Annotated in this window: 12 protein-coding genes; 8 read left to right on the top strand and 4 right to left on the bottom strand. The window is 55.5% G+C overall.

Going from position 1 to position 15283, the window contains the following annotated elements; all coding sequences use genetic code 11:
* Positions 1-17 precede the first annotated feature (17 nt).
* Complete coding sequence (locus QN378_RS11030; protein ID WP_322205766.1) at positions 18-1331, bottom strand: ATP-binding protein; 1314 nt, start codon at positions 1329-1331, stop codon at positions 18-20.
* 171 nt (positions 1332-1502) lie between these two features.
* Positions 1503-2243, bottom strand: a complete 741-nt coding sequence (ompR, locus tag QN378_RS11025) for a two-component system response regulator OmpR (protein WP_322205767.1) — start codon at positions 2241-2243, stop codon at positions 1503-1505.
* A 240-nt stretch (positions 2244-2483) separates the two neighbouring features.
* On the opposite strand from ompR, the gene QN378_RS11020 reads away from it, so the two are divergent.
* From QN378_RS11020 to gshA, 3 genes are all read left to right on the top strand, one after another.
* Entirely contained in the window at positions 2484-4808 is a 2325-nt protein-coding gene (locus tag QN378_RS11020; RefSeq protein WP_322205768.1) for a Tex family protein, read from the top strand.
* On the top strand, positions 4808-5191 hold the full coding sequence (locus QN378_RS11015) for a PaaI family thioesterase (RefSeq protein WP_322205769.1): 384 nt from the start codon (positions 4808-4810) through the stop codon (positions 5189-5191). The genes QN378_RS11020 and QN378_RS11015 overlap by 1 nt, the downstream gene beginning before the upstream one ends.
* A 198-nt stretch (positions 5192-5389) precedes the next feature.
* Entirely contained in the window at positions 5390-6976 is a 1587-nt protein-coding gene (gene gshA / locus QN378_RS11010) for a glutamate--cysteine ligase (protein WP_322205770.1), read from the top strand.
* A gap of 126 nt (positions 6977-7102) precedes the next feature.
* Here the strand turns inward: gshA and argA are convergent, their stop codons facing one another.
* Both argA and argE read right to left on the bottom strand, forming a co-directional pair.
* Positions 7103-8401 (bottom strand): amino-acid N-acetyltransferase, encoded by a 1299-nt coding sequence (gene argA / locus QN378_RS11005; RefSeq protein ID WP_322205771.1) that lies wholly within the window; start codon positions 8399-8401, stop codon positions 7103-7105.
* 131 nt (positions 8402-8532) lie between these two features.
* Positions 8533-9690 (bottom strand): acetylornithine deacetylase, encoded by a 1158-nt coding sequence (argE, locus tag QN378_RS11000; protein ID WP_323546861.1) that lies wholly within the window; start codon positions 9688-9690, stop codon positions 8533-8535.
* Positions 9691-9851: 161 nt separating this feature from the next.
* Between argE and QN378_RS10995 the strand changes: the two genes are divergently transcribed.
* From QN378_RS10995 to QN378_RS10975, 5 genes are all read left to right on the top strand, one after another.
* Positions 9852-11219, top strand: coding sequence for an inorganic triphosphatase (locus QN378_RS10995; RefSeq protein WP_322205773.1), 1368 nt, complete (start codon positions 9852-9854; stop codon positions 11217-11219).
* 343 nt (positions 11220-11562) lie between these two features.
* Positions 11563-13347: a GspE/PulE family protein gene (locus tag QN378_RS10990; RefSeq protein ID WP_323546863.1), complete on the top strand. Its 1785-nt coding sequence runs from the start codon at positions 11563-11565 to the stop codon at positions 13345-13347.
* Positions 13348-13488: 141 nt separating this feature from the next.
* Positions 13489-14409, top strand: a complete 921-nt coding sequence (locus QN378_RS10985) for an SPFH domain-containing protein (RefSeq protein WP_322166567.1) — start codon at positions 13489-13491, stop codon at positions 14407-14409.
* A gap of 9 nt (positions 14410-14418) precedes the next feature.
* Complete coding sequence (locus tag QN378_RS10980) at positions 14419-14868, top strand: NfeD family protein (RefSeq protein ID WP_322205775.1); 450 nt, start codon at positions 14419-14421, stop codon at positions 14866-14868.
* A 71-nt stretch (positions 14869-14939) separates the two neighbouring features.
* Positions 14940-15260, top strand: a complete 321-nt coding sequence (locus QN378_RS10975) for a DUF2388 domain-containing protein (protein ID WP_322206956.1) — start codon at positions 14940-14942, stop codon at positions 15258-15260.
* The last annotated feature ends 23 nt before the right edge of the window (positions 15261-15283 follow it).

The raw sequence follows: 15283 nt of genomic DNA, 5'->3' as shown, positions 1-15283 counted from the left end.
CGTCTTACACACTTCAGCTAAACCGCCCCCCTTGGCAACATCAATCCCAGAGGCAAACGCACACGGGCTTCAAGGCCGCCTCCGGATCGATTTCGGAGCTCTACGTTGCCGCCATGCATGGCGGCAATTCGCTTGACGATCGCTAATCCCAACCCGGTACCTTTTCCACTACGCGCCCGGTCGCCACGAATAAAGGGATTGAAGATGATCTCCAGCTCGGATGGATCAATACCCATACCGCGATCCAGGACACTCAGCACTACGTAAGGCGCACTGGCATCTCCAGATACATAAGCGGCGACTTCGATCCCATTGCCCGCGTGATGCATCGCGTTACCAATCAAGTTGTTCAACAACCGCTTAAGCGAAACTCGGCGTAGCGGAAAAGGCGGTATTGGTTCCAGACATAATCGAATTTGCTCCACGGGATGGTTGAAGGGAGCTACCACCTCCCGCACTAAATCACCCAAGTCGACTTCTTCGATTTTTTCATCGCGACCATCGCGAATGAACGCCAGGAATTGATCGAGAATCGCATCCATGTCTTCGATATCGCGAACCATACCCTCCGTTAGCTCGTTTTCATCAGTCATCAACTCCAGCGACAGACGTAAACGAGTCAGAGGTGTGCGCAGGTCATGAGAAACTCCAGCCAACATCAATTCCCGCTCTTGCCCGGCCTGTTCAACGTCTTCGGCCATTTGGTTGAACGCGCGATATACCTCGGCCATCTCACTGGGCGTATCGCTAATCGGCAAACGTACGCTACGTCCCTGGCCGAGCTGGCGGGCGGCGAACACCAAACGCTTAAGCGGTTGATTAAGCTGCCTCACGAAAATCCACGCCGACGCAGTGGATAACAAACCAATGGCTAGGAACCAGCCAAGTACGCTCCAGATCTTCTGACCGCGTAACGGATGCGGGTACAACGGCACTTTGAGCCAACCGTCCCCTAGGCTGGGCGCTCGAACCCAAAGTGCCGGTGGCGCATGCACGCGCAAGCGCACCTCAGTGTCTGCACCTAGCTCAGCCTGCATTTGCCGTTGATATATCTCACTGTAAGGCCAATGTTGCTCGCCCTCCGGTACCCCACCGCCAACCACGCGGATTAGCCCCGCAGCTTCGGCAATTGCCGAGCGGTCTTGCTCATCAGCAGCCCAATAGGCACGTAACGTCAGTGCGACACCGTGGCTGTATTGTCTGTCGACCAGCACGTCTTCGTTCATCAGCAGATAAACCAAGGTCAGTGCTTTGGAAAACAGGACGACAATCAGCACCAGCCATAGGGTGCGAGAGAAGAAGCTTTGCGGGAACCAGAGCGGCGTTTTCATGGCAGTAGCTACACACTTTGCAGGTGCGAGTCAGGCTCGCATAAATGGTGAATCGCGAACAGCGCCAGTCGCGTGAACGCCCGCACCAAACCAGCCGATATCCCACAATGGGCTATCGACTGTCGGGGCGAGGATCGGCGCGCTTAACAGCTCACTCCTACAAAATGCAGATCACTTGTTTCCAGTACCATCGGGAACGAATACGTAACCCACACCCCATACTGTCTGGATATAGCGAGGCTTGGAAGGGTCCGGCTCGATCAAGCGACGCAAGCGTGAAATTTGTACGTCAATGGAGCGCTCCAGCGCATCCCACTCACGACCACGAGCCAAATTCATTAATTTGTCGCGGGTCAGTGGCTCGCGTGCATGCATGACCAAAGCCTTGAGCACGGCGAATTCACCCGTCGTCAGCATATGCACTTCGGTGCCGCGTTTGAGCTCGCGAGTTGCCAGTGACAGCTCGTAATCACCAAATGTGACGGACTCGTCTTCACTGCCGGGCGCGCCAGGTACGGGTGTGGTCTGACGACGAAGCACAGCCTTGACTCTCGCCATAAGCTCATCGGGGTTGAATGGCTTGGACAGGTAATCGTCCGCACCCAGCTCCAGGCCGCGGATACGGCTCAACTCATCGCCCTTGGCAGTTAACATGATAATCGGCACTTGATTGTTGGCAGCACGCAAACGGCGGCAGGCAGATAGCCCATCTTCGCCGGGCAGCATCAAATCAAGTACGACAAGGTGAAAAACCTCCCGAGCCAGCAGGCGATCCATTTGCTCGACGTTAGCTACAGCACGGGCGCGATACCCTTTGCTCGTAAAAAAGCGCTCTAGCAGGCTGCTTAACCCTGGGTCGTCGTCAACAATGAGGATTTTTTCCCCTTCAGCAGTTTGTGCAATGCTGCTCATTAGATGCTCCTTTGATCTCGGCGCGCATTATGGCGTAGCCGCCGAGTTACGTACTGTAAGCATTGTTAGCAGATTTTACTTGAACCGCCAGTAACTGTTACACCCAACGCCCGTTAGAGGCGCCAATCCCCTTTATCGCAGATCGCCGGGTATAATGCGCCGCCGCGAAGTCAGGCACTCTGGCCGACGCTGCTTGTAAACAGTCGTATATTTTTTGTTCACAATTTGCTAGGTGGTTTTATGGACAGCATCAACAGCCGCATCGCCGAGGAACTCGGTGTACGTCCACAGCAGGTCGCAGCGGCCGTCGCTCTGCTCGATGAAGGTTCAACAGTGCCCTTCATCTCTCGCTACCGCAAAGAAGTAACCGGCAGTCTTGATGACACTCAATTACGTCATCTGGAAGAGCGCCTGCGCTATCTGCGTGAACTCGACGAGCGACGCATCAGCATTCTCGCCAGCATTGAAGAGCAAGGAAAACTAACCCCCGAGCTGGCTCGCGATATTAAACTTGCTGACACCAAAACTCGCCTTGAAGACTTGTATCTGCCCTATAAACAAAAACGCCGCACCAAGGGCCAAATCGCTCTGGAAGCGGGCCTAGGCGAATTGGCCGATGGACTGTTCAACGACCCGAGCCTGACCCCTGAAAGCGAAGCTGCCCGTTTCGTCAATGCCGAAAAAGGCGTGACTGATGCGAAGGCTGCACTCGAAGGCGCCAAATACATTCTGATGGAGCGTTTTGCCGAAGACGCCCATTTGCTCGACAAGCTGCGCAGCTTTCTTAAGCAGGAATCGGTGATCAGTGCTCGGGTGGTGGCTGGCAAAGAAGAAGAAGGCGCGAAATTCCGCGACTACTTCGAACACGACGAGCCGCTAAAAAGCATGCCATCGCATCGCGCCTTGGCTATTTTCCGCGGTCGTAACGAAGGTTTTCTCAGTTCCTCGCTGAAGGTTGGCGAAGAGCTGCCAGGCGCCATGCACCCGTGCGAAATGATGATCAGCGAACGTTTCGGACTGCAAAACCAGAATCGCCCTGCTGATAAGTGGCTGGCCGAAGTGGTGCGTTGGACCTGGAAGGTCAAGCTCTATACCCACTTGGAAACCGATTTGCTCGGCGAGCTACGCGAAGGCGCAGAAACCGAAGCCATCAACGTATTCGCGCACAACTTGCACGACTTGCTGTTGGCCGCGCCCGCCGGCCCCCGCGCCACATTGGGCCTCGACCCTGGTTTGCGCACCGGCTGCAAAGTGGCGGTGGTTGATGCAACCGGCAAGTTGCTGGATTACGCCACGGTTTATCCCCACGTACCTAAGAACCAGTGGGATCAAACCATTGCCGTATTGGCCGCCCTGTGTGCTAAACACGCCGTGGACTTGATCGCCATCGGTAACGGCACCGCCAGCCGGGAAACAGATAAACTGGCCGCCGAACTGATCAAGAAATACCCAGGCTTGAAAATGACCAAGGTGATGGTCTCAGAAGCCGGCGCTTCGGTGTATTCCGCCTCAGAACTGGCTGCCAAAGAGTTCCCTGACCTGGACGTGACCATTCGTGGCGCGGTGTCGATCGCCCGGCGCTTGCAAGACCCGCTGGCTGAGCTGGTGAAAATCGATCCGAAATCCATCGGCGTCGGCCAATACCAGCACGATGTATCGCAGCTAAAACTGGCCCGTGGTCTGGATGCAGTGGTTGAGGACTGCGTGAATGCCGTCGGTGTCGATGTGAATACCGCGTCTGTGGCCTTGCTGGCACGTATTTCTGGCCTCAACTTTACGTTGGCACAAAATATTGTCGCCCACCGCGATGAAAACGGGGCGTTCAAGACCCGCGCCGCGCTGAAGAAAGTCAGCCGTCTTGGCGAAAAAACATATGAGCAAGCTGCCGGGTTCCTGCGTGTCATGAACGGTGATAATCCGCTGGATTCCTCCGCCGTTCACCCGGAAGCTTATCCGCTGGTGAAGCGTATTGCCGCTGAAACCGACCGCGATATCCGCTCGCTGATTGGAGACGCCAGCTTCCTCAAGCGTCTGGATCCGAAAAAATACACCGATGAAACCTTCGGCTTGCCAACCGTGACCGACATTCTGCAAGAGCTAGAAAAACCAGGCCGTGACCCGCGTCCCGAGTTCAAAACCGCCGAGTTCCAGGACGGCGTCGAAGAACTCAAGGATCTGGAGTTGGGCATGATCCTTGAGGGAGTGGTCACCAACGTGACCAACTTTGGCGCCTTCGTCGATATCGGCGTCCATCAAGATGGCTTGGTGCACATATCGGCGTTGTCGGAGAAGTTCATCAAAGACCCCCGTGAAGCAGTGAAAGCTGGCGATGTGGTGAAGGTCAAGGTCATGGAAATTGACATACCGCGTAAACGGGTTGGGCTCTCGATGCGCATGGGTGATACCCCCGGCGAGAAAATTGATGGCGCACGAGGCGCACGTCCCGGTTCGGCTCCGCGCTCGCAACAAAGTAGCCCGCGCAAAGAGGCTCCGACCGCCGCGATTCCGGCCAGCAATGCCATGGCGTCTTTGTTCGCCAACGCCAAGCAGTTGAAGAAGCGCTGATGGATATCCCGGAAGGTCTCACCCAAAGTGCATTTTTTAATACGCTCGGCTGCCGATTGGCTCTTTTGGACCACGGTGTTGCGCACGTCGCGTTGCCGCTAGAGCCTCATCTGCGCAATCGCGGCAACGTAATGCACGGTGGAGCAATCTTCAGCTTGGTCGATATCACCATGGGGCTAGCGTGTTCCAGCTCCCACGGTTTCGATCAACAAAGCGTGACCATCGAATGCAAAATCAACTATGTGCGTTCGGTTTCCGAAGGCGAGGTGCTCTGTATCGCCAAGGTGCTTCACGCCGGGCGACGCACGCTGGTAGTCGAAGCAGAAGTGGTCCAAGGCGATAAATTGATCGCTAAAGCGCAGGGCACATTTGCCGTCATCTAGCTGTCGAGCGTGGATTTGAGTTAATTTCGACACTGCGTAACAGTGTCGAAATTAACTGTTTGCTGTGCGACGAATCTTGCAATGGGGCTTCGGCGTTCCAAACCACAACCAGGCGAAGACATCAGTTCTTCTCTTCACCCTTGTAGATGGTCATACCCACCCCCATATTGGGGCGACTGACGCGTGAAGGAATCCAACTTGAGCGAACTTCTCAACCGCCGCCTGGCTTTGCTTAGCGAGCCTACTCACCTCTCCTTGCTGGAGCAGTGCCTACACGGTATTGAGCGTGAATGCTTGCGCGTAACCGACCAGGCACGCTTGGCACAGACCCCACACCCTGAAGCATTGGGTGCCGCGCTGACCAACGAGCAAATCACCACCGACTACTCCGAGTCATTGTTAGAGTTCATCACTCCGGCACTGGCTGACCCGGCTGACACACTGAACAGTCTGGACAAGATCCATCGCTACGCCTACAGTAAACTCGGTGCCGAATACCTGTGGAGCCCGTCAATGCCTTGTCCATTGCCGGCTGAAGAAGATATTCCGATTGCCTACTACGGTACGTCAAACATCGGTCAACTCAAGTACGTCTATCGCAAAGGCCTTGCCTTGAGATACGGCAAAGCGATGCAATGCATTGCGGGGATTCACTACAACTTTTCGCTGCCGGAAAAACTTTGGCCTGTGCTTCGCCAGGCTGAGGACTTTGTCGGCACGGACCGCGACTTTCAATCGTCGTCCTATATCGCTCTGATCCGTAACTTCCGCCGCTACAGTTGGCTATTGATGTACCTGTTTGGCGCATCCCCGGCCTTGGACGCAGGCTTTTTGCGTGGCCGTTCACATCAACTGGAACAATGGGACGCCGACACTTTATTCCTCCCGTACGCCACCAGCTTGCGCATGAGCGATTTGGGCTACCAGAGTAACGCTCAAGCAGGATTAACACCGTGCTACAACGATTTGACCAGCTATATCGACAGCTTGCGTAAGGCGGTAGGCACTCCGTACGCGCCTTATGTCGAGATTGGTACCAGCAAGGACGGTGAATGGATCCAGCTCAACACGAACATTCTGCAGATCGAAAACGAGTACTACTCCAATATCCGTCCGAAACGCGTGACGCACTCGGGCGAACGGCCAATTCAGGCGTTGATGGCCCGTGGCGTGCAATACGTTGAAGTTCGCTGCCTGGATATTAACCCGTTCTTGCCTTTGGGTATCGACTTGCAACAAGCGCGGTTCATTGATGCGTTTGTGCTGTATTGCGCGCTACAGGACAGCCCTCAACTGACTGACAACGAGTGCACCAACGCAGGCTCGAACTTCTTGACCGTGGTCAAGGACGGTCGTCGCCCAGGTCTCGAACTGCGCCGCAATGACAGCACCATCGGCCTGAAAGCATGGGCAACGGAGCTGCTGGAAAAAATCGCTCCATTGGCGCAGTTACTCGATCAAAGCTATGGTGGCGACGAACACTCCAAGTCCCTGGCTTCACAGCTAATAAAGGTCAACGACCCGGCGCTGACTCCATCGGCACAAGTGTTGGCGAGCATGACCAGCCACTCGGAAGGCTTTACCGCATTTTCGTTCCGCCAGAGCCAAGTGCACGCGGAGTATTTCCGCAGCGAACCGCTGAGCGTCGAAGATCAGGCCCACTTCGAAACGTTGGCCCACACCTCAATTGCCGAACAGGCAAAGCTGGAAAAAATCGAAGAAACTGTTGATTTTGATACGTTCGTTGGTTCGTATCAAGCGAGCATTTTGGCGATTAATAACTGAAATAAAAGAGTTTTTGGGACTGAATTCAGTTATTTGGGAAGGAAACGGCGCAGTCATTTAGAAACCGCGCCGCCTGCTATATCGCCACCCAGTGGGCTGCTATTGGCGAAGTGATCTCTGAAAAACCTACAACGCTTTTTCGAATATCTTCGAGTTGCGTTGATAGTTGTAGAGCGAAGCCCTGGCGCTGGGCAGTCGATCGACACTGCTAGGCTCAAATCCGCGCTCACGGAACCAATGCGCTGTTCGAGTAGTGAGTACAAACAGGGTTTTGAGACCCTGTTCCCGCGCACGTAATTCAATCCGCTCCAACAGCACATCGCCGCGACCGCCGTGGCGGTACTCTGGGTTAACGGCTAGGCAGGCCAGCTCACCCGCGTCTGAGTCGGCGATCTGATACAGGGCGGCACAAGCAATGATTAAGCCTTCGCGTTCAACCACGCTGAATTGCTCAATCTCGCGCTCCAAGACTTCCCGCGAACGACGGACTAGAATCCCTTGCTCTTCCAACGGGCTGATCAGGTCCAGCAAACCACCGACGTCTTCAATCGCTGCCTCGCGCACCTGCTCGAACTGCTCCTGCGCGACCAATGTGCCGCCGCCGTCGCGGGTAAACAACTCTGTCAGCAGCGCACCGTCTTCGACGTAGCTGACGATGTGGCTACGGCCAACCCCGCCGCGACACGCTTCAGCAGCCGCACCCAACAACTCAGCCTGATAGTTACTGCCTAAACGCTGCATGTGCGCGGGAACCTGCTGCGGACGCAGTTCACGTACCAAACGACCCTGCTCATCCAACAGCCCACGTTCGGCACCGAACAGCAGCAGTTTATCAGCACCCAGATCAATCGCAGCCCGGGTGGCAACGTCTTCACAGGCGATGTTAAAAATCTCGCCCGTTGGCGAATAGCCCAGCGGCGACAGCAACACAATGGAGCGCTCGTCGAGCAAGCGGTTGATACCCTTACGATCCACCCGGCGCACTTCGCCGGTGTGGTGGTAATCCACGCCTTCAACCACGCCAAAGGGCCTTGCTGTGACAAAATTTCCGCTGGTCACCCGCAGTCGAGAGCCCTGCATCGGGGACGCCGCCAGGTCCATGGACAGACGGGCTTCAATGGCAATACGCAAATGGCCAACCGCGTCGATGACACATTCCAGCGTGGCGGCATTGGTAATGCGTAAATCACGATGAAAATGCGGCGTCAGGCCGCGCGCCGCAAGGCGGCTTTCTATTTGCGGGCGCGAACCATGGACCAATACCAATCGCACGCCCAAGCTGTGCAACAGCACCAAGTCATGGACGATATTGCCGAAATTAGGGTGTGCGACGCCATCGCCGGGGAGCATAACAACGAAGGTGCAATCGCGATGAGCATTGATGTACGGCGAAGCGTGGCGAAGCCAGTTAACGTAGTCGTGCATAACGTGAAGAGCCTGTAAAAATTGGACGAAAGCGTAAGAACACACACAGCCTTGTGGTGGTTATCGTCGGAACAGGCATGGCAACACGCGCACTCTCCTTCTGGTTAAAGGCCTTTCGGCGGCGGCCGGACTCACTGAGCGGCCACCGATTTCAAGCAATAGTAGTCAACCAACTGCCGCAGTAACAGCACCGTAGGCTCCAAGCGTGACATTTCAAGGTGCTCACCGGGCTGATGAGCGCAGGCGATATCACCTGGACCCAGCACCAGCGTCTCGCAACCAAGGCGCTGAAGATAAGGCGCTTCGGTGCCAAACGCTACTGCTTCAGCCCTGTGACCGGTTAATCGCTCCGCGACGCGTACCAGTTCTGCATCAGCGTCTTGCTCGAACGGCGGCGCCTCTGGGAAAAGTGGTGCGTAGTCAATCTGTACCTGATGCTGCTCGGCCAGCGGTTGCAACTTCTGGAGGATCGCGGCGCGCAACACTTGCGGGTCCATGCCGGGCAAAGGCCGCAAGTCGAACTCTAGCGAGCATTGACCACAAATTCGATTAGGGTTGTCGCCCCCATGAATGCAACCGAAGTTCAAGGTCGGGCCGGGAACGCTGAACTGCGGATTACGGTAGTCGAGCTGCCATTGCCGGCGTAAGCGTTTTAACTCAGTGATGGCGTCGTACATCGCTTCTAGTGCGCTATGGCCCAGGCTTGGGTCCGAGGAGTGACCGCTGCGCCCGACAATATTAATACGCTCCATCATCACGCCTTTGTGCAGACGAATTGGCTTCAACCCGGTTGGCTCACCAATCACCGCCGCACGGCCCAGCGGACGACCGGCCTCAGCCAATGCGCGCGCTCCAGCCATGGAGCTTTCTTCGTCGCAAGTGGCAAGGATCAGCAACGGTTGTTTGAACGGTTTATCCAGCAACGGCTGAATCGCTTCGATGACCAACGCGAAAAAACCTTTCATGTCGCAACTGCCCAGCCCTACCCAACGGCCATCGACTTCAGTGAGCTTCAGCGGATCGGTTTTCCACAACGCCTCATCGAACGGCACGGTGTCGCTGTGCCCGGCCAACACCAGGCCACCCGGTCCGCCGCCGAAACTTGCCAGCAAATTAAACTTACCGGGGCTTACTTGCTGAATGTCGCAGGCAAACCCTAAATCGCCCAACCATGTCGCCAAAAGATCGATCACGGCGCGGTTGGACTGATCCAGTGCGGGCTGAGTGCAACTCACCGAAGGCGTAGCGATCATGGCGGCGAATTGTTCTTTCATGGTCGGTAAGCGCATACAGGGTCTCCTAAAAGCGGTGCGACATTCTGTCCATCATAGGGCTATCGCGCCCCACTAATAAACCGTGACTACTCATGTCCTGTACACTGCTCGGCCTTGGCAGCCGCGTAATTGAAGGCTGCACTCCCGTTATTAGCGATTAGCTTGGATTTCCGGCCATGCAGAAAGAAACTGAAATCAAACTCCGCGTCAGCCGCGAAACCCTCGCTGCATTGCGCGAGCATCCGTTATTAAAAAAACGCAACAAAAGCGGTTGGGAGCGGCTTGAGCTGTTCAACCAGTATTTCGATACCCCGGAGCGCGATCTGGCGACCGCCAAAGTGGCTTTGCGCATACGCAAAGATGGCGACGCGATTATTCAGACGATGAAAACTCGTGGTCAGAGCATTGCCGGACTGTCGGAGCGCAATGAATACAACTGGGACATTCCCAAGGCCAAGCTCGACCTGAAGAAACTCGACGGCGAATGCTGGCCAGAACAGCTGGCCGAGCTGGACAAGAAAACCATCAAACCGGTATTTACCACCGATTTCATTCGCGAGCGCGCAGAAATCGCATGGGGTCGTGGCAAAGCTAAAGTCGTGATTGAAGCGGCGCTGGATTTCGGCAAAGTCGTCGCGGGCAAGCAGCAGGAAGAAATCTGCGAACTGGAACTCGAACTGCGTGATGGCGAACCCGCAGCTCTGCTGGAGCTGGCCGCAGAACTGGCCGCCACGCTTGCACTGATGCCATGTGATATCAGCAAAGCTGAGCGCGGTTATCGACTGTTTGACGCCGACAGCTATTCACTGAGCCTGCCAGTGCCGGAACTGACCGCAGAGATGCCACTGGACGACGCCTATTGCGCACTAGCCTGGCATTTGTTGGGTAGCAGCCAGCGTCTTGCCGAACAATATCGTTTCAACGGCCATTGGCGTTTGTTGCAGGACTGGGTGGCGCTGCTCTCCGAATTGCGCGCATTGACCGGGAGCCTCGGTCAAGCCGCGCCCCGGACCTCGACGCATGAGATGCGCGTTTCATTGGATGCGTTGCTTGAAGATTGGCGCCCACTGGTTCAAGCCGGTCAGGACGATCCCGATGTACGTAACGCCGCGCACGAACAATTTGCCGAAGAACTGCAAGACACCCGTTGGGGAGTATTTTCTTTAAACACGTCGCGCTGGCTGTTGGCCCGTAGTTGGACCGCTGACCGCAATACCCGTGGCAATCGCCAAGGCGACGCACAACTGGCCAACTGGGTGCCTCGCCTTCTGGCGGAAGAAGCGACTTCGTTACAATTGGGTCGCTATCAGCAACAGCCAGAGGACTTGGCAGAACAACTGCCGCGTATAGAGCGCATTCAGGCTTGGCTGCATTTGGCACGCGGCTCGCTGAACCTGCCTGAATTGGACCGTCTCTACGGCGAGCTGAACAAGCTTGAGCAACTGGCCCATCAGCCCATCAGCGATGAAGTTCTGGATGCTCGGGTGCAACAGACTGTAGTGGTATTCCAGAGCCGCGCGTGGAAAACACTGTTGCGCCTATAACATTTTCGAATGTCCTGTTGAAGGGGCGGCTACGTCTTCGACGCCGCGCTGGCACAGCAAACAGGGAACATCTGGAGTAGCTCGCCCGCGATCGGCTGCGCAGCAGTCGTAGAACCAGCCACTTTATTCTTCAGTTTGAAGCCGGGCGGCCTGCTATGACCGCTTCGCGCTTCATTGCGGGCAAGCGCGCTCCTTCCAGCATGTATCGCCCTTACCACCGGTTGATTCCAGAACAAACTTTCGTAACCTTTATACTCGGTTCAGGTATCGCAGGCGCCGCGCCGCGGACTACTCTTATCTAGCCGTTTACCGGTCAGAGCAAAGACTGTCCCAAGGAGCCCGAATGTCTGTCCTCGCCTCAGTGAACCCAGACCGTCCGCTGGATTTAAACGATCTACTGCACGACTTGATTGCTCAAGGTTTTACCGACCAGAACTGTGCAGAGGACGCTGTAAAACTGCGTCGCACTACCGTGAATCTTCAGCTGCATCCGCTGGAGTTTCTCGCAGCGCAGCAGTTCGATAACCTGCAGCGTCCCGGAAAAAAACTTGACCTGGAAACCCTTACTGCTTGGCTCGCCCAGCAATCAGGGCAGCCTTACATGCGAATCGACCCGCTGAAGATCAATGTGGCGGCGGTCACGCCGTTGATGTCCTACGCCTTCGCCCAGCGGCACAAGATTCTTGCCGTGGCCGTGGATCGCGAAGCCGTGACCATCGCTAGCGCCCAGCCCCATGTCAGTGCGTGGGAAGCAGATTTAGCTCATGTCTTAAAGCTGCCCATCAAGCGCGTGATCGCCAATCCGGTAGACATTCAGCGACTGACTGTGGAGTTTTTCAGGCTGGCGAAATCCGTCAGCGGAGCCAGCGCGACCGATCAACGACTAAGCAGTATGGGCAACTTCGAACAGTTGCTTAAGCTAGGCGCCAGCGATCAGGAGCCCGACGCCAACGACGCGCACATCGTCAATATCGTGGATTGGTTGTTTCAATACGCGTTTCAGCAACGCGCCAGTGACATCCACATCGAGCCGCGCCGCGAGCAGGGCACTGTGCGCTTTCGCATCGATGGCGTGTTGCACAACGTGTATCAATTCCCGGCACAAGTGACCATGGCCATCGTCAGCCGCCTTAAAAGCCTGGGCCGGATGAACGTGGCCGAGAAACGTAAGCCACAAGATGGCCGAGTCAAAACCACTACCCCGGACGGTGGCGAAGTGGAACTGCGGTTGTCGACCCTGCCGACGGCGTTTGGCGAAAAGATGGTAATGCGGATTTTCGACCCGGAAGTGCTGCTGAAAAATTTCGATGAGTTAGGTTTTTCCAGCGATGACCTGCGCCGCTGGCAAGATATGACGCAACAGCCCAATGGCATCATTTTAGTCACCGGACCCACCGGATCAGGCAAAACCACCACGCTGTACACCACGCTGAAAAAGCTGGCAACTTCAGAGGTCAATCTCTGCACTATCGAAGACCCCATTGAGATGGTTGAACCTGCGTTCAATCAGATGCAAGTTCAGTACAACATCGACCTGACCTTTGCCAGTGGCATTCGCGCACTGATGCGTCAAGACCCTGACATCATCATGATCGGCGAGATTCGTGATCTCGAAACCGCCGAAATGGCAATCCAGGCCGCCCTTACCGGACACCTGGTGCTATCGACCTTACACACCAACGACGCGCCCAGCGCCATCAGCCGCCTGCTTGAGCTAGGGGTTCCTCATTACCTGCTCAAGGCGACGATTCTTGGCGTTATGGCCCAGCGATTGGTTCGGACATTGTGTCCGCATTGCAAAGCGCCGATTGAACTGGAAGAAACTGATTGGCAGACCCTCACCCGACCGTGGCAAGCTCCATTGCCCACCGGAGCTCATCGCGCAGTGGGTTGCGCAGAATGCCGAGACACAGGATATCGGGGCCGAGCCGGGGTTTACGAAATCATGCTGATGTCCGATAACGTCAAAGCGCTTATTGCCGCCGACCTAGACATCACAGCAATGCGTCGCCAGGCTTTCAAGGAAGGCATGCGCAGCCTGCGGCTGTCGGGCGCGCTAAAAGTTTCGTCAGGCCTGACCACCCTGGAAGAGGTATTGCGGGTGACACCGCAAAGCGAACAAAAATGATTTTCGCAGCCCCTACCGTGAATTGGCGTAACCGATGGCGAGGGTTTGCCACATCTTGTGGCAGATCTATGCTCAGTTAAATCGCCCCTGAACATGTATTTCTGCCTAAATGCCCGTTAACCATCAAAACAGGGAACCGTTATGCAAATCGGTAGTGTGCTTTTACTGTTCGTCGCGTTGGCCATCGCCATCGTGTTCATGGGCTTCAAGGTTGTCCCACAGGGCTATCAATGGACGGTTGAACGTTTCGGGCGTTACACAAATACGCTGAAACCGGGCTTGAATATTATTGTGCCGGTGATGGACCGTATCGGCCGCAAGATCAACGTCATGGAAAGCGTGCTCGATATCCCGCCACAAGAAGTCATCACTGCTGACAACGCTACGGTGCAGATAGATGCGGTATGTTTCTTCCAAGTGGTCAATACCGCACAAGCGGCGTATGAGGTGAATAACCTTGAGCACGCAATTCGTAATCTGCTGCAAACCAATATCCGAACTGTATTGGGCTCTATGGAACTCGACGCGATGCTCAGCCAGCGCGACGGTATTAACGAAAAACTCCTGCGCACTGTCGATGAAGCGACCGCGCCGTGGGGCATCAAGATCACCCGCATCGAAATCAAAGACATCAGCCCACCTGCGGACCTGATGGCCGCGATGTCTGGCCAGATGAAAGCCGAGCGGATCAAGCGCGCGCAAATTCTGGAAGCGGAAGGGCTTCGGGCGTCGGCCATTTTGACTGCCGAAGGCAAGAAGCAGGCACAAATCCTTGAAGCTGAAGGCGGTCGTCAGGCGGCTTTCCTTGAATCCGAAGCCCGTGAGCGTCAAGCAGAAGCAGAAGCGCGGGCAACACAAGTGGTGTCCGAAGCCATTGCGTCTGGCAACGTGCAAGCGATCAATTATTTTGTCGCACAGAAATACATTGATGCCTTAGGCAAGTTGGCATCAGCCAACAACAGCAAAGTTATCCTGATGCCGCTTGAAGCCAGCCAAGTGATTGGTGCGGTCGGCGGAATTGGCGAGATTGTCAAAGCCACCTTTGAAAGCAAAAAAGTCTAAGGCGTGACCATGTGGGACTACCTGCAACACCTATCGTTTTGGGATTGGCTGGGGTTGGGCACGGTCTTATTGATTCTTGAAGTTTTTGGCGCTGGTGGCTACTTGCTGTGGATTGGCGTAGCGGCGGCAGGCGTGGGCATTCTTAGTTTTCTGATTCCGGCAATGCCCTGGACACTTCAATTCGTGCTGTTCGCCGTGCTCTCGGTACTAACCGCAGTGTATTGGTGGCAACGTCAACGCAGCGCGATCAGGGTGTCGGATCAACCGGGTTTGAACATGCGCGGTCAGGAGTTGATCGGGCGCACCTTCATCGTTCAAAGCGCAATCATCGGGGGGCGCGGAAAAATCAAGGTCAATGATGGCGTATGGATGGTGGTGGGCCCTGACTTACCGATAGGCAGCCAAGTAAGAGTAGTCAGTCAAGACGGGGCCGTTTTAAAAGTTGAAGCGGCTTCCTGAGGGCCTTACGGAACTCCGACATGGCTTGGGCAATCCAACACATCAGAACAACCACGTCGGAGTTACCCATCATGCGTCTTAAGTTCGCTGTAGCCACGTTAGCTCTGCTTTCACTCCCGGTCGCGTCCGCGATGGCCGACGGTTTTTGGCACGATGTAATCTCATCCGGCGCAACAACCGGCTCCACGTATCTAACATTCAGACACGACCGTAAGTTGATCGTCGCGGCCCAAGACGATGCCGATAGTTTTGTCGCCAGCGATGGTGGTATTCGCGGCCCGTTTCTGGAAGCGGCCATGCAACAAGTGCGTACAGACAACCCGGGCTTGAAAGCGACGGACATGGAACTGGCCAACGCGATCTTGGCTAAAAATCTGGTCGCCGAGAAATAACCCGAAACGGCTACATAACAGCA

Source organism: Pseudomonas sp. 10S5 (assembly GCF_035019745.1).
In the GTDB taxonomy this organism is placed as follows: Bacteria; Pseudomonadota; Gammaproteobacteria; order Pseudomonadales; family Pseudomonadaceae; genus Aquipseudomonas.
This window is presented reverse-complemented; position numbering and strand designations above follow the sequence as displayed.

Excerpts from the sequence above, each read along its gene's own strand:
- QN378_RS11030 (WP_322205766.1), bottom strand. The coding sequence starts at position 1,331 with ATGAAAACGCCGCTCTGGTTCCCGCAAAGCTTCTTCTCTCGCACCCTA.
- ompR (WP_322205767.1), bottom strand. The coding sequence starts at position 2,243 with ATGAGCAGCATTGCACAAACTGCTGAAGGGGAAAAAATCCTCATTGTT.
- QN378_RS11020 (WP_322205768.1), top strand. The coding sequence starts at position 2,484 with ATGGACAGCATCAACAGCCGCATCGCCGAGGAACTCGGTGTACGTCCA.
- QN378_RS11015 (WP_322205769.1), top strand. The coding sequence starts at position 4,808 with ATGGATATCCCGGAAGGTCTCACCCAAAGTGCATTTTTTAATACGCTC.
- argA (WP_322205771.1), bottom strand. The coding sequence starts at position 8,401 with ATGCACGACTACGTTAACTGGCTTCGCCACGCTTCGCCGTACATCAAT.
- argE (WP_323546861.1), bottom strand. The coding sequence starts at position 9,690 with ATGCGCTTACCGACCATGAAAGAACAATTCGCCGCCATGATCGCTACG.
- QN378_RS10995 (WP_322205773.1), top strand. The coding sequence starts at position 9,852 with ATGCAGAAAGAAACTGAAATCAAACTCCGCGTCAGCCGCGAAACCCTC.
- QN378_RS10990 (WP_323546863.1), top strand. The coding sequence starts at position 11,563 with ATGTCTGTCCTCGCCTCAGTGAACCCAGACCGTCCGCTGGATTTAAAC.
- QN378_RS10985 (WP_322166567.1), top strand. The coding sequence starts at position 13,489 with ATGCAAATCGGTAGTGTGCTTTTACTGTTCGTCGCGTTGGCCATCGCC.
- QN378_RS10980 (WP_322205775.1), top strand. The coding sequence starts at position 14,419 with ATGTGGGACTACCTGCAACACCTATCGTTTTGGGATTGGCTGGGGTTG.
- QN378_RS10975 (WP_322206956.1), top strand. The coding sequence starts at position 14,940 with ATGCGTCTTAAGTTCGCTGTAGCCACGTTAGCTCTGCTTTCACTCCCG.